Source organism: Trinickia sp., assembly GCF_051954495.1.
GTDB lineage: Bacteria > Pseudomonadota > Gammaproteobacteria > Burkholderiales > Burkholderiaceae > Trinickia.
The window spans coordinates 16,492-33,969 of record NZ_JBQCHR010000192.1 but is presented as its reverse complement, the minus strand read 5'-3'; the positions used below and the strand labels follow the sequence as shown (position 1 = coordinate 33,969).

The 17,478-nt window shown below is 66.3% G+C and carries 15 protein-coding genes and 1 riboswitch; of the genes, 2 read left to right on the top strand and 13 right to left on the bottom strand.

Features of this window, described 5'->3' with window-relative positions; all coding sequences use genetic code 11:
- Positions 1 to 17: 17 nt before the first annotated feature.
- The 12 genes from ACTHNR_RS26860 to ACTHNR_RS26805 are packed head-to-tail and all read right to left on the bottom strand — an operon-like array spanning position 18 to position 12,445.
- The gene (locus ACTHNR_RS26860; RefSeq protein WP_440551925.1) at positions 18 to 1,196 is read right to left on the bottom strand and encodes a beta-ketoacyl-[acyl-carrier-protein] synthase family protein; all 1,179 of its coding nucleotides are present in this window, start codon (positions 1,194 to 1,196) and stop codon (positions 18 to 20) included.
- Positions 1,193 to 3,649, bottom strand: a complete 2,457-nt coding sequence (locus ACTHNR_RS26855) for an MMPL family transporter (protein WP_440551923.1) — start codon at positions 3,647 to 3,649, stop codon at positions 1,193 to 1,195. Before ACTHNR_RS26855 ends, ACTHNR_RS26860 begins: the two co-directional genes overlap by 4 nt.
- Positions 3,649 to 4,356, bottom strand: a complete 708-nt coding sequence (locus ACTHNR_RS26850) for an outer membrane lipoprotein carrier protein LolA (protein WP_440551921.1) — start codon at positions 4,354 to 4,356, stop codon at positions 3,649 to 3,651. Before ACTHNR_RS26850 ends, ACTHNR_RS26855 begins: the two co-directional genes overlap by 1 nt.
- On the bottom strand, positions 4,344 to 4,775 hold the full coding sequence (locus tag ACTHNR_RS26845) for an acyl-CoA thioesterase (protein ID WP_440551919.1): 432 nt from the start codon (positions 4,773 to 4,775) through the stop codon (positions 4,344 to 4,346). The genes ACTHNR_RS26850 and ACTHNR_RS26845 overlap by 13 nt, the downstream gene beginning before the upstream one ends.
- The gene (locus tag ACTHNR_RS26840) at positions 4,776 to 6,389 is read right to left on the bottom strand and encodes an HAL/PAL/TAL family ammonia-lyase (RefSeq protein ID WP_440551917.1); all 1,614 of its coding nucleotides are present in this window, start codon (positions 6,387 to 6,389) and stop codon (positions 4,776 to 4,778) included.
- A complete protein-coding gene (locus ACTHNR_RS26835) occupies positions 6,376 to 8,094 on the bottom strand; it encodes a glycosyltransferase family 2 protein (RefSeq protein WP_440551916.1) in 1,719 nt (572 codons plus the stop codon). Before ACTHNR_RS26835 ends, ACTHNR_RS26840 begins: the two co-directional genes overlap by 14 nt.
- Positions 8,091 to 9,785: an AMP-binding protein gene (locus ACTHNR_RS26830; RefSeq protein WP_440551913.1), complete on the bottom strand. Its 1,695-nt coding sequence runs from the start codon at positions 9,783 to 9,785 to the stop codon at positions 8,091 to 8,093. The genes ACTHNR_RS26835 and ACTHNR_RS26830 overlap by 4 nt, the downstream gene beginning before the upstream one ends.
- Positions 9,782 to 10,411, bottom strand: a complete 630-nt coding sequence (locus ACTHNR_RS26825; RefSeq protein ID WP_440551911.1) for a hypothetical protein — start codon at positions 10,409 to 10,411, stop codon at positions 9,782 to 9,784. Before ACTHNR_RS26825 ends, ACTHNR_RS26830 begins: the two co-directional genes overlap by 4 nt.
- Positions 10,412 to 10,415: 4 nt before the next feature.
- Positions 10,416 to 10,661, bottom strand: a complete 246-nt coding sequence (locus tag ACTHNR_RS26820; protein WP_440551909.1) for an acyl carrier protein — start codon at positions 10,659 to 10,661, stop codon at positions 10,416 to 10,418.
- 2 nt (positions 10,662 to 10,663) lie between these two features.
- Positions 10,664 to 10,963: a phosphopantetheine-binding protein gene (locus ACTHNR_RS26815; RefSeq protein WP_440551907.1), complete on the bottom strand. Its 300-nt coding sequence runs from the start codon at positions 10,961 to 10,963 to the stop codon at positions 10,664 to 10,666.
- On the bottom strand, positions 10,938 to 11,744 hold the full coding sequence (locus tag ACTHNR_RS26810; RefSeq protein ID WP_440551906.1) for a lysophospholipid acyltransferase family protein: 807 nt from the start codon (positions 11,742 to 11,744) through the stop codon (positions 10,938 to 10,940). The genes ACTHNR_RS26815 and ACTHNR_RS26810 overlap by 26 nt, the downstream gene beginning before the upstream one ends.
- Positions 11,741 to 12,445 carry a beta-ketoacyl synthase chain length factor gene (locus ACTHNR_RS26805; RefSeq protein ID WP_440551905.1) on the bottom strand — a complete coding sequence of 235 codons (705 nt, stop codon included), beginning with the start codon at positions 12,443 to 12,445 and terminating at the stop codon, positions 11,741 to 11,743. The genes ACTHNR_RS26810 and ACTHNR_RS26805 overlap by 4 nt, the downstream gene beginning before the upstream one ends.
- Before the next feature lie 391 nt (positions 12,446 to 12,836).
- Positions 12,837 to 13,095, top strand: a riboswitch (yybP-ykoY riboswitch).
- Positions 13,096 to 13,098: 3 nt separating this feature from the next.
- On the opposite strand from ACTHNR_RS26805, the gene ACTHNR_RS26800 reads away from it, so the two are divergent.
- Entirely contained in the window at positions 13,099 to 13,668 is a 570-nt protein-coding gene (locus ACTHNR_RS26800) for a TMEM165/GDT1 family protein (RefSeq protein WP_440551902.1), read from the top strand.
- A 48-nt stretch (positions 13,669 to 13,716) separates the two neighbouring features.
- Here ACTHNR_RS26800 and ACTHNR_RS26795 read toward each other — a convergent pair whose 3' ends face one another.
- The gene (locus tag ACTHNR_RS26795; protein WP_440551901.1) at positions 13,717 to 14,424 is read right to left on the bottom strand and encodes a DUF4136 domain-containing protein; all 708 of its coding nucleotides are present in this window, start codon (positions 14,422 to 14,424) and stop codon (positions 13,717 to 13,719) included.
- A 202-nt stretch (positions 14,425 to 14,626) separates the two neighbouring features.
- Here ACTHNR_RS26795 and pepN point away from each other — a divergent pair, with 202 nt between their 5' ends.
- The gene (pepN, locus tag ACTHNR_RS26790) at positions 14,627 to 17,329 is read left to right on the top strand and encodes an aminopeptidase N (protein ID WP_440551899.1); all 2,703 of its coding nucleotides are present in this window, start codon (positions 14,627 to 14,629) and stop codon (positions 17,327 to 17,329) included.
- Positions 17,330 to 17,478 lie beyond the last annotated feature (149 nt).

Sequence of the window (17,478 nt, the reverse complement as noted above, 5' to 3'; positions counted from 1 at the left end):
CGTTCGCGTTGTGTCCTTCAGCGGGCGAGTACGAGGCTCACGTTGCTTCCGCCAAATGCGAACGAATTGCTCATGACGCCCTGCCCGGGCGCGAGGCGCCGGTCCTGCTCGACCAAGTCGAGCGCCGGCAGCGCGGGGTCGGCCGCCCCATCCCACACATGACGCGGGAGCACGGCACCCTCGCGCACGAGCGAAAGCCAAGCGAAGCCGAGTTCCGTCGCGCCCGCGGCGCCAAGCGTATGCCCCGTCAGCGGCTTCGTGCCGCTTGCGGCCACCCCGTGCGGAAATACGCGCGACATCAATCGCGCCTCCATTTCGTCATTCTTGCGCGTGGCCGTCGCGTGCAAATTCACGTAGCCGATCTCGCTCGCCGCCATGCCGGCGTCGGCCAGCGCGGCCCGAAGCGCTTGCTCGCCACCCGCGCCCGACGGGTCCGGCGCCGAAATGTGGTGCGCATCGCTCGACTCCCCGACGCCCGCCAGCCTCGCCGGCCCTTCCTCGCGGCTCATGAGAAAGACGGCCGCGCCTTCGCCGATATTGATGCCGGCCCGATTCGCGCTCATCGGATTCGTGCGATCGAGGCTCGTCGATTCGAGCGCCGCAAAACCCCGTACCGTCAATTCGCAAAGCGAGTCGACACCGCCGACGACGAGCGCATCGCAAAGACCGATCTGCAGCAGTCGACGCGCGGCGGCAAACGCTTTCGCGCTCGACGTGCATGCCGTCGAGATCGTGAAAGCCGGCCCCTGCAATCCGAGCGTCGCGGCCGCGAACGGGGCGCCGCTGCCGATTTCCATCTGTACGTAATCGAACGGGGCGTGACCGGCTTCCATGCCGCTCGCGATACCCGCCGCCGCCTCGCCCGCGCCGACGCCGGACGTGCTCGTTCCGAGGACGACGCCGACACGCCCCGCGCCGTAGCGCGCGCACGCGGCCTGCACGGCCGGCTCGATCTGGGCCAGCGCCGCCAGCATGAGGCGGTTGTTGCGGCAGTCGTAGCGTGCGAGCGACGACGGCGGGGCAAGCTCGAGCGGCGCCAGCACGCGGCCGGTATAGGCGCCATGCTCTCCGCCGAATGCGACGCGCCCCATGCCTGGCGAAACCCCGACCGCCAGCGCGGAGGCAATCGCGTCGGTGTCGGCCCCGAGCGCGTTGATCATCCCCAGCGCATGCAAGTAGACGTGAGGCAATTTCATCGACGATCCTTTTCATCCGGCAGGCCGATCGGCGCCAATAATGCGGAAACGGCGATGCCGAGCGCGAGCGTTGCGCCGAACGCTTTCAAAACCGGCATCGCACTCATGGCCAGCAGCCCGAACGAGAGCAACGTCGTCGCGGCCGACAACGCAACGCCCGTCCATACCGCGCCGAGATCGGCGTCCTCGCGCATGCAGCCCTCTCGCAAGAACACGGCGTAGTTGACGCCGACGCCGAGCACGAGCATCAGCGCAAGCCAATTGAACAGCGTGAGCGGCACGCCGGCGTAGCCGAACGCACCCAAGGCAACCGCGATCGCAAGCACGACCGGCATGAACACGCGAATGCCCCCGCGGGCGCGATAGCGCGCCACCAGCAAGGCGAGCACGAGCACGAGCGCGCCGGCAAGCCACATTCCGCTGTCCCTGCGGTACGCGCCGAACAGCCGCGACACGCTTGCGGCCTTGTCGACGAAAACGACGCCCGGCAACGTATTCGCCAAGGCCGCGAGCGCGGGCGCCTGCGCGGCCGTCGCGCCTGTCGGCATCACGATGGCCGCGTATTCCGGTGCGCTCGACGCTGCGGAGCCGCCATCGCTCCCTGCGGTTGCGTCTCGAACGGCGCCCAGCCAAAGATGTCGATAAGGCTGTGACCACGGAGTGGAAAGCCAACTGTCGAGCGTGAGCGGCGCTGTCGCGCCCTGCGTCCATGCATCCACGTATGCCCCGGCCACGGCCTCGCGAAAACCGGCGCCGACCAACGTCGCGCGCAGGACATCGGGCGAGCGCAGCGCCGTCGAGGCAAGCAAGACGCGATCGGCCGCTTGCCTGCGCGCCGACGGCACGAACTGCGATACCGACTGCCACCCGGCCAGCCGCCGGCCGGCCAGCGGCATGTCGAGCCGATCGCCGAGCGCTTCGCAGCGTTCGAGCACCGCTTCGGGCGACGGGCCTTTGACGACGAATAGGCGCGCGCCGTCGTCGACGCCGACCGCGGCGCGCACATCGCGCTCTTGCGCCACGAGTTCCGGATCTCGGTGTACGAGCAAATGAATGTCGTCATCGCTGTGCAGACGCAGCCATCCGGGCAGCGTCACGGCCAGAATCAGCACACCCGCGAACCAGGCTCGGCGACCCGCGAACAGAGACTGCCAGCGCGACAGCAAGCGCGCCGCGCCGGCGAACAAATAGGCCGGCGTGCGTCGCGGCGCTTGCTCGAGCATCGCGGGCAACAGCGAGACGACGGATGCGAACGCCATCGAAATACCGACCATCGCGAAGCAAGCGATTTGCTTGAGCGCCGGAAACGGCGCCCAGGCCAGAATCGCGTAGCCGAGCAAGCTCGTCGCCAGCGCGACGAGCAGCGCGGGACGCACCTCGCGCAGTCCGCGCCGCGCATTCCAACGTTGCCCCTTGCTCAGATAGAGCACGAAGTATTGAATCGAATAGTCGACGGCTTCGCCGATCAAACTCGCGCCGAATACGAGCGTGAGCAGGTGCAGTTGACCGAACACGGCCATCGTCAGGGCAAGCGCGCAAGCCACCCCGATCGCCGTCGACAGGAAGCCCAGCGCAATCAATCGCGGCGACCGGAAGATCCAAAGCATCAACAATGCAATACCACCCGCCGACCAGATACCGATGCGATGGACATCGCCCTCGGAAGCACGACGCGCCGCATCGGCGTAAAACACGGCGCCGGTGCGGGCGATTCGAACGTCCGGGTAGGCACGCGCCGTCGCGCCTTCGGCGTCGCGGGTCGCTTCGCGTACGGCCGCCTGAACCGACGATTCGTAAGCCGAACCGGGCAAGGTCGCTGTCACGAGCACGCTCGTCGCCACGCCGCGATGGGCCACGAGCATGCCGTCCTCGATGCCGAGGTTCGACGTTGCGAGCGGCAGCGCGCTTAGCCAGCGACTGAGCCAGCCGAAGGGATCGTCCGCGAGCGGCGCGGCGAGGCCCGTGCGCAATGGATCGAACAGCCGTTGCGCGATGAGCTCCGGCAACGCAACCGAACCCGACGTCAATGCCGCACGATCCTGCGCCACGAGCAAGCCAAATCGGTACGGCAAATAAAAACGCGCCACTTGTGTCGCATCGAAAGGCGGCAATTGCGCCACGACGCCACGAAAGGCGCCGCTCGCCGATAGCGTTCGCGCCAGCGCGCGAGCCGCGGCTTTTGCATGCGCCGCGTCGTCGCTCGTGACGAGGTAGACCGCCCTCTCGCCCATGGCGTCGGCCAGCTTGTCGAGCGCCTGCTCGGCAGCGGGATCGGCTTCCGTCTTCGGCAACAGTGCGAGCAGATTGGTTTGCAGGGCAGGCGCGAACGTGTGTCCGCCCAACGCCGGCTGCGCAAAGCGCCACGCGCAATATGCGATTGCCACGCACATCAGCGCCAGCCACGCGAGGAGCACCCCTCGCTTGCGTCTAGCCAACGTGTGCACGGCATCCATCAGCGCGCTCCGAACAAGGCGAGTTCGGCCGGCGACAACGCGTCGATCGCTTCGCTCGCCGAAAAATCGATACGCGTCGTGTCGCCGTTGGCGGCCGTGATCTCGAGGGTCTGCAGGAAAGCGCCGCCCTCCATGCGCAGTGCTTTCACGAACTGCGCGAGCTGCGGCTGATTCGGCGTCAGCCGCATATGCCATCGCGCCGTCGTCCCGTCGGCCGCGACATCGAATTGCGAATAGAGGGCCGATAGATCGCCGCCGAGCATCGCGCGCATCATCCGCGAGACTTGCGCCATGCCGCCGCGCGAGGCGCCGCTCGTCGAACGTTGTCCGCGCGCGTCGATTTTAGTCACGCTGGCATCGCCGATCACGTAGGTGACGCGGTAAGGCGTATCGGTATGCCAGATCACGCCCCGGTCCCGAACGAATACGAGCGAACCCGTGCTCACGAGCGGGGCGGCCATCGCGGCGAGCGTCTGGGTCTGCTTGAACTGCGCCCGCACGCCGACCTTTTCAGCCAACTGCGCCGCGATGCGCGCAACGAGGCCTGCATCGGCCGCGGCCCCAGGCGCGAGCGCGTGATTCGCCGCCGGCATCCCCTCTGCCGCCAGCACCGGCAAGGGCCGAGCGCAAGCGAGGACGCACGCGAGACACGCGCCGAGCAGCGCGACATCCGACCGGCGCGAGCGCCGCTGACTTAGCGTGCCCATCGCCGCTCCAATTTTTCGACAACGACCGCAGGCGATACGAACTGCAATTCGCGCGTGGCCGCACAGATAGCCACCTGAATCGTGTAGCCCTTCGTCAATCGTTCGCCCGAGGCCACATCGACGATTTCGTAGCCGATCTTGAGCCGGTTCTCGAACTCGAGCAATTCGGTGCGCACCTCGAGCGCCTGACCGTAGTGCGCGGGCCGTACGTACTTCAGGTGCGCTTCGACGATCGGCCACACATAGCCGGATGCCTGCATCTCGGGGTAGTCGTAGTCGAACGCGCGCAATAGCGCCGCCCGCCCGATCTCGAAGTACTTCAAATAGTGGCCGTGCCAGCAGACGTTCATCGCATCGACGTCGTGAAACGGCACTTCGACGCGTGCGGCCGCGGTGAGAGAGAAGCGCGCCCGATCCATTTATCGCGACGCCTCGCTCATCGCCCCGGCCGGCGGGCATGCGCCGACGAGCCCGCCGTCGGCGATACATTGCGTCAGCTCGCGCAGGTCGCGCTCGAGCGGGCGGTCGTCGCCGACGAATGCCGACAGCTCACCCACACGTTCGACGAATCGCGCGAGCGGCGCCGTCAGCTCGGCGCCCGCCGTGACCGACAACCGCAACCGCGCGGCTTGCACGGCTGCAAGCGTATGCGCGGCCGCGACCTGCTCCGTCAATTCGATGACGCGCAGGCAGTCGCGCGCCGCAATCGTACCCATGCTGACCTTGTCCTGGTTATGCGCCTCGGTCGAGCGGGAAAACACACTGGCCGGCATCGTCAGCTTCAGCGCTTCGGCCGTCCATGCCGACGAGGAAATCTGCACCGCTTTGAACCCATGACTGATCGGCGCGCGCGCCGCACTCGCGCCGGAAAGATTGCGCGGCAGTCCGTTGTTGAACTTGTCGTCGACGATGAGCGCGAATTGTCGGTCCATGAGATCGGCGAGGTTGGCCACCGCCGTCTTCAAGGAATCCATCGCGAATGCGATATGGCCGCCGTAGAAATTCCCCCCGTGCAACACGCGCTCTCCGTCCACGTCGATGAGCGGGTTGTCGTTCGCGCTGTTGAGTTCGTTCTCGACGTCGCGGCGCACCCAGGAGAGCGCGTCTTGCGCGACGCCGATGACGTGCGGCGCACAGCGAATCGAGTAGCGATCCTGCAGCCGCTGCCCGGCCGTGTCCTCTCGACCCGCCAGATCTTCTCGAATCCAAGCCGCGGCCTGCGCCTGCCCGGCGTGCGGTTTGACATCGAAAATCATCGCGTCGAAGTGCGCGGCACGGCCATCGAGCGCGACCGTCGACAATGCGGTCAACCGCGCGGCCAGCCGCGTCAATTGCGCGGCCCGCGCGAAGGCGAGACACGCGAGCCCCGTCATCACCGCCGTGCCGTTCATCAGCGCGAGCCCTTCCTTCGGCGCAAGCTGCAGCGGCGTGCGGTTCAGTTCGGCCCAGACGCCGGCGGCCGGCCGCACTCGCGCGTCGAATTGAACGTCGCGCTCGCCCACCAGGGCGGCGGCGACATACGAAAGCGGCGTCAGATCGCCGCTCGCGCCGACCGACCCCTCCGCCGGAATGCGCGGCAGGATGTCGAAGTTGATGAGATCGGCGAGCCGTTCGAGCAGGACGACGCGCACCCCCGAATACCCGTAGGCCAACGAGTTCAGACGCGCCGCGATGACCGCGCGCGTTTCGGCCGAATCGAGCAGCCTGCCCATGCCGCAACCGTGGTAGCGCGTGAGTTGCAACGGTAATGCTTCGACGAGCTCCGGCGGCACGTTCACGACGCAGGCGTCGCCGTAACCGGTGTTGACGCCGTAGACGGTCGCTCCCGCGGCAAGCCGCTCACGCAAAAATGCCGCCCCGCGTTCGATGCGTGCGCGCCAATCGGCGTCGGCGTTCAGCGCGACGCCGGCCCGAGCGCAGGCAATGGCCACGACGTCCTCGATGCTCATGCGGCGAGCGCCGACTTCGACCGTTGCGCAAGCCGGGGCTGCTTCGGACGCCGCGCGATGCGCGGTCAAATCATCTTCGGCCATCGGCCCCTCCATTCTGGCGCGCCCAGAAATCGAAAAAATTGAACCATTGAAACGGCGCCTTGCGGCAGTAGTATTCGAGCCGCTGTGCATAGCGCCGCGCGTGTGCGGCCAGATGGGTCGACCGCTCGCGGCGGGGCAGGTGGATGCGCTCGGCGAACGGCTCGAAGTAGAGCCGATAGCGGCCCCGCTCCTTCAGGCAAAAGAGCAAATAGACGGGACAGCCAAGCGCATGCGCCAGCACGTACGGCCCTTGGGCGAACGATGCATCGGCGCCGAGGAAAGGCGCCTGCGTGACGCGGCCCGCCTCGTGCGCCGGCACTCGGTCGCCGACGATTACGAGCAGTTCGCCCGCGTCGATGCGCTGCTGCATCAACATGGCCGCCTCGGGACCGAAATCGGCGACCTCCACCATCCGGCTCGCGAAATCGCGATGCGCGCCGGCCAAGACACTGTTGAAGCGCCGCGCGTGCTCGGTGTAGACGACCGCCGTCACTTTGGCGTGCGCACCGCGGACCGCCAACGCGCGCGACATCTCGAGATTGCCGAGATGCGCGCCGATGACGAGCGCGCCTTTCCCGCTCGCCGCGAGCGCGTCGAATGCGGACGGATCGTCGAATGCCACATCGTCTTGCGCGACCCGACCGGTCCATGCGGCGAGCTTATCGAGGCCGGCCTCCGCAAAGGCCAGCATGTGCCGATACGCCGTGCGCCAATTCGGCGATGGCGTCGTCCCCGCGGGCGACACCTCCTGCAACCTGGCGAAGTAGCGATGCGATTCGAGCCGCGCCGCCCTGCCCGTCACCAAGAAGTAAGCGACGATCGGATGCAGCCACAAGCGGGTCGCCCGCATGCCGAACAGGCGGCAGCTCAACGCAAGCAAACGCATGCCCGTGCGGCTGCCGCGCTCGGCGATGCGCCACCAGCGCCCGGCAGTGACCGAGCCCGACGCGGCCTCGCTCCCGCGAGGCAAAACCTTGCGCGCCAGCAGGATCGGCAAACGCGCGAGCATCCCGGCCACCAGCCGCGTATGGCTCTTGCTGATGCGTACGTTGTCGCGCACGACGTCGAAATGGGACAGACCGCCCGGTGCGTACGTCACGCGCGTGGGAATCGTCACGAAGCGCAACGCGCGCCACGACAAGCGAACGAGGATTTCGATATCGAAGTCCATCCGAGTAGGCAACGCCACCGCATCGATGAGCGCGCAAGCGGGTTCGAGCGGATAGAGTCGAAAGCCGCACATCGAATCGGGAATGGCGAACGACAGCGTTTCGATCCACACCCAGACGTGCGTCAGATAGCGGCCATAGAGCCGCGCCTTCGGCACGCTTTCATCGTAGACGGGCCTGCCGAGCACTATCGCATCGGGCGCCGCCCGCGCGGCGTCGAGGAAGCGCGGCACGTCGGCCGCATCGTGCTGTCCGTCCGCGTCGATCTGAAGCGCATGCGTGAAACCGGCCCCGTGAGCGGCCTTGAGCCCCGCCATCACGGCGGCGCCCTTGCCGCCATTCACGGGAAGCCGCAACAGCGATACCAAGGTTGACGAGCGCGCGGCCAACTCGGCAAGCACCGCTTGCGTGGCCTCGTCGCTGCCGTCGTCGACGATGAAGATCGGCAACCCGTGGGGCGTCAGCCGTGCGACCGTCGCACCGATTTCGTCCTTGTGGTTGTAGATCGGGATAACGATCGCGACACGCACGGTCATGCGCTCTCCCGATACACGATCACGCCCGACGCGCTGTCGCGCTGCCCCAAACGAAACGCGAAACGCATTCTGCGGCGCTCGGCGTCGTGCGCGAGCGTCAGGCGCAGGATCGCGCCCGGCGGCACGGGCGCCATGAATTTGAGGCGATCGACCGAAGCGATCTCCCGCACTTCGGGCCATTCTTGCGCACCGAGCTCGATAGCCCAGTCGATCTGCACGACGCCGGGCAGGATCGGCAAGCCCGGGAAATGCCCAGCGAAATGCACGAGCGTCGCAGGTACGCGCAGGTCGTAGTGCATCGCGTCGCCGTGGAGAAACTGCGCGAGCACTTCCATCCCTTTGGGACGCGCGTGGAACGCAGCGGCCACGGCGGCGGCCGGCAGCTTGCCCCGCGCATCGAACGGCAAGGCTGTGCAAAAGCGCCAGCGGCGCGGCAGCACGACGGCCTCGACATAGTCGGCCAGGTGCGCACGCAGCGCTTTGGCCAGCTCGATGCGCCCATCGGCGGCCAAGGCCGATCCGCCCTCGCGCGTCAGCGCAACGAGCACGCCGAGCCGCTCGCGCGCCGCGCCCGGCAGCACGACCGCGGCAGCCTGCGCGACATACGGATGGCGGGCGAGGTGCGTTTCGATTTCGGGCAACGACACGCGCTTGCCGTCCAGCTTCACGACGCGATCGAGTCGCCCTTTGAGCGTAAATCGGCCAGCTTCGTCGAACGCGACCGCATCGTCGGTTCGATGCCAAAGGTCATGCCCGAGATGGGGGGAGCGCACGAGCAACGCGCCGTCGTCGTCCGCTCTGAGCGCCGCGCCCGGCACGGCTTGCCAGGTCTCGCCGAGATGACGCTGGCGCCATGCGATGCCGCCCGTTTCGGTGCTGCCGTAAATCTCGAAGGGGGCGCCGCCGAAGCGCTGCGCGTAGCGCGTCGCGGCCTCTTCCCCGAGCGGCCCGCCCGAGGAAAAGAATGCGCACGGCGCCGGCGACAGCGTGTCGAAACCCGGCAATTCGATCCAGCGCGCGAGCTGCGCCGGACTGGACACCACCGCCGCCTTGCCCACGCGCGCGAGCCTCGCCTGCAGTTGCAGCGGCTCGGCGCAATTCGATCGATCGAATGGCCGCCCGGCCGCCAGCGGCCAGAACACGCGAAACAGCAAACCGTAGATGTGCCGATGCGGCACACTCGCAAGAACCGTCGCCCCCCCGAGCAACGCTCCCCACTGCGTCTCGAGCGTCCGCACTTCCGCGTCGAACTGCGCAAGCGTCTTGCGCACGGCTTTGGGCGTTCCGCTGCTGCCGGACGTATAAAGCGTGAGCGGTGCATCGGCATCGATACGCGGCGCCGGCATTTCCGAAGCGGCATAGACGTCGACTTCGGTCGTCTCGGCCGGCGTCAGCAAGATGTCGTAGCACTCGCCCAGCGCCGCCAGGTACGCGGGGGCCGACGTCGACGGGATGACCGGCTCCTTGCCGCACGCGAGTACGGCAAACAGGGCGCACGCGAAATCGAACGGATCGTCGAGGCACACGGCCACACGTTGCCCGCGCTGCAGCTCGAGCCACACCGCATAGGCGGCCGTACGTGTCTTGAAGGCGCCGAAATCGAGCACGACCGTGTCGTCGACACAGACCGGCGCGGCGTCTTCCCGCGGCGCCGAGAGCAGTTCGCGCAGCGCAACGAATGTGGCGTTCACCGCGACTTCCCTCGCAAAACGAAGGCATGTCGCCAAGCGATCTCGCCCACGATCAACATGCCGATCAACACGTAGGTCACGACGCCGTTATAAAGCGCCCACTGCGCACGCGAGCCCCATAGCGCGATGCCGGCCGATACCGCACCGTTCAACGCGAAAAACCCGCACCAGATCTGCGTCACACATCGCGTATAGCGCACGGCGCTCGCATCGAGATCGGGCCGGCGCACGCGCGCGAATTTTTCGACCATCGACGGGCCGCCGTTGCACAGCGTGGCCCCAAAGGCGACGAGCATGCCGACGTTGACGACGATCGGGTATGCGCGCAGCAACGTTTCGCTGTCCGTCACGGCGATCGCCGCCGATAACGCGCTCATGACGAGCGCCGCCCCCCATTCAAGACGCGTAAACCGCGCCAGCAGCGCCTTGACGCTGCCGGCGCCGAGCCAGCGCTGCAACCAGAGCAGCGCCAGCAACGCGACGCCGATGAAACGCGGCGAACCGATGCGCAGGAACGCCAGGATGACGATCGGATAGGCGAGCTTGAGCGCCACGTTCGCGATCAAGCGAATGCGCCCGGCGGCGGCCCGAGACGGCGAGGCCGCGCGGGTCGAAGCGGCATGCATCGAGTCAGGCCGCCAGCAGCGATTCGACTGCGCCGATGACGTCGCCGACCGTGCGCACCGATTTGAACTCCTCCGGCTTGATGCGTCGTCCCGTCATCTCCTGAAGCTTGATCGCCAGATCGACCGCATCGATGCTGTCCAGATCGAGCTCTTCGAACAGATGCGCTTGCGGTGTGACGCGCTCCGGCTCGATCCCGAAGTTTTCGCTGAAGATAGCGCGGATGCGCTCGAGGATCTCGGTTTCGGTCACGGTTATTCCCCTTCTGTTGCGATGTCGCCGGCGGCTTGCGCGAGCGCGCTTTGGCTGTGAACGAGCGCGGCAAGCGTGTTGATGGAGCGGAAATGCTCGCGCGTGCGCTCGTCGTTGGCCGCAATGGTCAACGCATAGCGCTTGCGCAGAACGATGCCGATTTCGAGCGCGTCGATCGAATCGAGCCCGACGCCGTCGGTATCGAACAGAGGCGCGTCGTCGTCGATATCTTCGGGACGCAAGTCTTCGAGATCGAGCGCCTCGATCAACAACCGCTTAATTTCGAGTTTTAAAGAATCCATAAGCAAACAGATGCTCGGTGATATGGGCTTGAACCGCCTGTGCGACGGCACGCGCAGCGGCGGCTTGCGGCGTATCGGGAGCGGTGAAACGATCGAGCGTCAGCGGCTCGAGCACGGCGACGCGCATGTGGAACGTCCGTGACGGCACGTCGTACCAGCGCATTTGCTTGGTGAAGGCCGGCGGATTGCAGTCGATCAGGACGGGGCGCACAGGGATGCCGGCGCGCAACGCCATATGCGCGAACCCGCGCGAGAACGGATGCAGGCGGTCGCCGCCGGGGCTGCGCGTGCCCTCGGGGAAGACGATCATCGTGTAGCCGGCGGCGAGCTGACGCGCCCCTGCTTCGATCAGTTCGGCGGGATCTGCATTGCTGACGTATTGCGCCGCGCGCACGATGCCCCAAAAACATGGATTGCCCCAATGCGCGTTCTTCACGACGCAACATGCGCGCGGCGTGAGCGCGAGCAGTACGACGACGTCGAGGTAGGTCGGATGATTGGCGACCACGACAGCCGGGCCGCGCGCCATCAGCGCGCGCGCCCCGCTTACGTCGAGCTTCATGACGCCGGTTGCCTCGAGCATCGCCACGAGCGCGCGGAAGAACCAGTGAATGATCGTCACGACGACGCGTTGGCTCGACGCACGGTGCGGCCAAAGCCAGGCAAAAGGAAACACCACGACGGAAAACAAAAGGCCGCAAATGCCGAAACCGGCGAAAGCGGCGCCCGTGGCGACGAGGCGCCAGGGGCGATCGATACGGGCCATGAATCCGGCTTTCATACCGCGCCGCCATTGCGCAGCGACCAGCGCCAACGACGACCGGCGCCCTGCCACGTCACAGCGCCCGGTGCTGCCGCGCCGCGCGACAACGCGTGCAAGAGCGCGTCGCGCTGCGTGGCGAACTCGGGGGCCGGCTGCATCTCGGTGGCGCAGCCCGTCTCGCATTCGAGTTCCACGTGCGCGCCGCGATCGAGCAGCACGGCGAGTGCACAGGCCGATGCTTCGTGCTCGATCGCCCCAAAGCGCTCATCGGCGGGTTCGTCCGCATACACGACGAGCACCGGGGTGGAGGGATCGGCTGCATATTGCGCGTGCGCTTCGAGCAACGCATAGCCGAGCGTCTGCGCACCAGCCGCGATGGCGGTCGAAGGCGACCGGTCGCGGCGCGCGATGCTGTAGATACCGGCCATTGCGTTGAGCACTGAAAGGCTGAAGGCAGTGGGCGAGACCGGCTCGCCGGCGGCGATGTCGTCGAGTATGCCGGTGGTGCGGCGCAGTTCGCCGTGACGGGAAGCGAAGACGAGGCGGACGGCTTGATCTTCGGACGCGCAATCGTGAGCGACCTTCAGCGCCATTTTCGAAAGCGTGCTCAGCCGCCGCCGCATGAGCGGCTCGACAAACCCGATATCGGGCGTGGTCGTTGTGCCGGCCGGCCAGGAGGACCACCGGGCAACTGGGATGGTCCAGCGCAGGTCGTGCATGTCGCGTTCGCTTTTTCGAATCAAAATCGCCGGTTGCCCCGGCGCACAGATGCGAACGACGAAAGCCCTGACGGCACCCCCGCGTACCACACCCCGAATTGGTCGATATTCTTGGTCTCACCGGGGAATAACCGCAGTCGCATTACGCGACGGCGAAGCTTTCAATTATTTTTCAATTCGAATGCAGACGGCCCGGTTCCGCAGGGCGGAATATTACTGAAAATTCCGTCTTAAAAACAGCACCGGCGCTAGACGTAGCATTCGCGCGACGCTCGAAAGTGCGCTTATTCGCCGATTCGCACGCGCATCGGGGCTGAACCGTTTTCTTGACCGCCGCAAGGGCGCCGACGGGCGAGAGAGGCGAGCCAAAACCGGCCGCCTATGCTAGAATCCGCCGCTCATTGGGGAGTAGCCGCCCCGCTGCGTCCGTTGCATGCGGCGATCCAAGATCGCCGCCATGGTTCGAGCTTTCGTCCCATGCGGCATCCGAGACGCACCGCGGGGGCGTCCGTCAACACACTTGGCTCCGAGCGGGCCATGGCGGGCACAGCCTTTGGCCTGGCGAGACCGATGATTCCCACGCATGCCGCTTTCAGGGCCCGGCCGCGTGGTGGATCGTCGCTCGTTCATATCTCGGCCCGAGGAACTATCACGTGGAACAAGCTTTTCTCATCTCGACGGGCGCGGTCGCACTCGCGGAAATCGGCGACAAGACTCAACTGCTTTCGCTCGTGCTTGCCGCACGCTATCGCAAGCCGGTGCCGATCATGCTCGGCGTGCTCGCGGCCACGCTCGCGAACCACGCCTGCGCCGGCGCGATCGGCGCCTGGCTCGGCGCGCTCGTCACGCCGAGCGTCATGCGCTGGGCGCTGGGGATCTCGTTCGTCGTCATGGGGCTGTGGGTGCTCATCCCGGACAAACTCGATCCGAGCGAAACGAATGTCGGGCGCAGCCATCTCGGCGTGTTCGGCACGACGCTCGCCACGTTCTTTCTCGCGGAGATGGGCGATAAAACGCAGATCGCCACGGTTGCGCTCGCCGCCCGCTTCCATGATTTCCTGGGCGTGGTCGGCGGAACGACGCTCGGCATGATGCTCGCGAACGTGCCGGCCATTTTGCTAGGCGAGCGCTTCGCCCATAAGCTGCCGACGAAGGCCGTCCACGCCGTCGCCGCCGTCTTGTTCATCGTCCTCGGCGCACTGGCGTTCATCCGCGCCGGCTGAACGGTCGGCACATGGCGGCGGGCGAATCGCCCGCGGCCGCCGTTCCGTTCACTTGGGCGCAGCTCCCGTTCCTGCACCCGATGCCGCGGCCGGCGCCCCCGCGCCCGGTCGCGCAACGGGCACTTCGTTCGTCAGCACGGCGCCGTGCTTATCGTAGCGAAGACGCACCGTACGCACGACGCCGTTGGCGAGCGGGAAGTCGGCCAGCGCGCTGCGCACGAGGTACGGCATGGCATGCACGAGCGACGAATCCTCGTCCGTGTTGCGCGCCGTCACGTTGTAGACTTCCTTGCCCGATGCGCGCTCCGTGATTCGAATGCCTAGCGTGTGCGTGAATACGGGATAGCTCTGCGTGACGTAATCGGGCGGGAACGGCCCGAACGCGCCCCAGGGACCGATCGGCCGCCAAAACGGGCTTGGCCAGGGATTGCCGTAAAACACCGGCTGCGTCACGGTGACGGTGTCGCCGCGCGTCTCGTAACTCAAGCCGACGAGATATCGCGCGTCCGCGGCCGGTACCTGCCGAAAGGCGTACGCATCGAGCTCGTTGGCGACCCACTGTTCATAGGTAGCCTGCTCAATGCTGTTTTGCTGCGCGGCCGTGCGAGCGAACGCATAGGCGCGCGTCGCGTCGCTGCCGCTCCAGTTCGAGAAAGCGGTCACCTGCGTCGACACGTAGGTCGTGCATCCCGACAGCAACATGATCGCCGACGCCGTCACCGGTACGGCCACGCGCCGCAATCGATCCCATTTCATCCTATCGCCCTCACCCGTCTCGCCCGCGCGGGCCCATGCGCCGCGCGAATGGGCTGATGATACCGCCGACCGAGCCCCGCTTCCAAAGTCGTCGATCGTTTCGGCATATCCGCGCGCGCCTTTGTACAATGGGCGACTGCCCTCGCGCGAGGCGCCCCTGCCGGGGCACGCGAGCCGAAATCGGTTTCTTTCATCCATCGCCATGTCCGATACCGCCAATCCCGCTGTGATCCGCCGGGCCGACTATGCACCGCCCGCCTTCCTCATCGAATCGGTCGCGCTCGAATTCGATCTCGTACCCGAGCGCACGGTCGTCAAAAACACGATGCGGCTTCGGCGCAATCCGCACGCCGCAGCGAATGCGCGTCTCGAACTCATGGGCGAAGCGCTCGAATACATTGGCGCCGCGATCGACGGCAAGGCCGTACCGGCAAGCGCCGTCCGCGCCCATGAACATGGCCTGACGATCGAGAACGTGCCCGACGCTTTCGAGCTCGTCATCGAGAGCGCCTGCAATCCCGCCGAGAACACCACGCTTTCCGGCTTGTACGTCTCGAGCGGCAATTTCTTCACGCAGTGCGAAGCCGAAGGTTTTCGCCGCATCACGTACTTTTTGGATCGGCCCGACGTCATGTCGACCTTTACGGTCACGCTGCGCGCGGACAAAGCCGCCTACCCCGTGCTGCTCTCGAACGGCAATCTCATCGACGAGGGCGAACTGCCGGACGGCCGCCACTTCGCGAAATGGGAAGACCCTTTCAAGAAACCGAGCTACTTGTTCGCGCTCGTCGCGGGCAAACTCGTCGCGCTCGAAGAGCGTATCCGCACGGGCTCCGGCAAGGAGAAGCTGCTGCAGGTTTGGGTCGAGCCGCACGACTTGGACAAGACGCGGCACGCCATGGATTCGCTGATCCATTCGATTCGCTGGGATGAAGAACGCTTCGGCCTCGAACTCGATCTCGACCGCTTCATGATCGTCGCCGTCGGCGATTTCAACATGGGCGCGATGGAGAACAAGGGGCTCAACATCTTCAACACGAAGTACGTGCTCGCCAATCAGGAAACCGCCACCGATACCGACTTCAGCAATGTCGAAGCGGTCGTCGGTCACGAGTATTTCCACAACTGGACGGGCAACCGCGTCACGTGCCGCGATTGGTTCCAGCTGAGCCTCAAGGAAGGGCTCACCGTGTTTCGCGACCAGGAGTTCTCGGCGGACATGGAAGGCGGCGCAACCGATGAAACGGCACGCGCCGTCAAGCGTATCGAAGACGTGCGCGTGCTGCGTCAGATGCAGTTCGCCGAGGATGCGGGCCCGATGGCGCACCCGGTGCGCCCGGACAGCTACGTCGAGATCAACAACTTCTACACGATGACCGTCTACGAAAAAGGCGCCGAAGTCGTGCGGATGTATCAGACGCTGTTCGGCCGCGAGGGCTTCAGGCGCGGCATGGACCTGTACTTCAAGCGTCACGATGGGCAAGCCGTCACCTGCGACGACTTCCGCCATGCGATGGCCGACGCCAACGGCCGCGACTTGACGCAGTTCGAACGCTGGTACAGCCAAGCCGGCACGCCGCGCGTCTCGGTGCGCACGGCCTACGACGCGTCCACGCGGCGCTATAGCGTCACGCTGGCGCAAAGCTACGGCGACGCGGCGCCCGCGGCGCGCGAAACGCAAAAGGGCCCGCTGCTGATCCCGTTCGCGATCGGGCTCATCGACCGGCAAGGCAACGACATCGCGCTGCGGCTCGAGGGTGAAGATCAAGCGGCCGCAACGGTTACGACGCGCGTGATCGAGCTGACCGAGCAAGAGCAGACATTCACGTTCGTCGATGTGAAGGAGGCGCCGCTGCCCTCTCTGCTGCGCAATTTCTCGGCGCCCGTCATCGTCGAGTACGAATACACGAACGATGAGCTCGCGTTTCTGCTCGCGCACGACAGCGACCCATTCATTCGCTGGGAAGCCGGACAGCGGCTCGCCACGCGTGAGTTGCTCGCGCTTGCCGGCCGTGCGGCGCAAGGACAGGCGCTGTCGCTCGACGATTCGGTCATCGCCGCCTTCGCACGCGTGCTCACCGACGAATCGCTCTCGCCCGCATTTCGCGAGCTGGCCCTGATGCTGCCGTCGGAGTCGTATCTGGCGGAGCAAATGGACGAGGCCGACCCGGCAGCCGTCCATGCGGCGCGACAATTCGCGCGCCGGCGCCTCGCCACGGCGTTCAAGAACGAATGGCTCTCGATCTATGAACGCCATGCGACGCCGGGCGCCTATGAACCGACGCCGCAAGCGGCCGGACATCGCGCTCTGAAAAATCTCGCGCTTGCCTACCTTGCCGAGCTCGACGATCCGGCCGAGGCGATTCGTCTCGCGAATGCACAATACGAGGGGGCCGACAACATGACCGACCGCGCGGCTGCCCTCGGCGCCTTGCTCGCGGCCTCGGCCACTGCCGGCGCGGGTGCAGCGGAAACGGCGCTCGCCGATTTCTACCGCCGCTTCGAGCAACAGCCGCTCGTGATCGATAAGTGGTTCGCGCTGCAAGCGACGCAGCGCGGCAGCGCCGAGCGGCCCGTGATCGATGTGGTGCGTCGATTGATGGCGCATCCGGCGTTCACACTGCGCAACCCGAATCGCGCGCGCTCGCTGATCTTCAGCTTCTGCGCGGCAAATCCTTCGCAGTTTCACGCCATCGACGGCTCCGGTTACGCCTTCTGGGCCGAGCAGGTCATCGCGCTCGACGCGCTCAACCCGCAGGTCGCCGCGCGCCTTGCACGCTCGCTCGAACTGTGGCGCCGCTACACGCCGGCGCTGCGCGAGCGCATGCGCGAAGCGCTCGAGCGAGTGGCCGCGCAAGTCAAATCGCGCGACGTACGTGAGATCGTGGAGAAGGCGCTGGCATAGGCGCATCGACATCGAAGTCTTTGAAGAACCGGCGCATGCGCCGGTTTTTTTTCGGTTTTTTTGCGCGGTCGAACGGCGCCGCATCGAGCGCGGAACGCCGCTCAGCGTACGGATGCTTACAAAAACGCGAGGCCCCGCCGCGGGCCGCG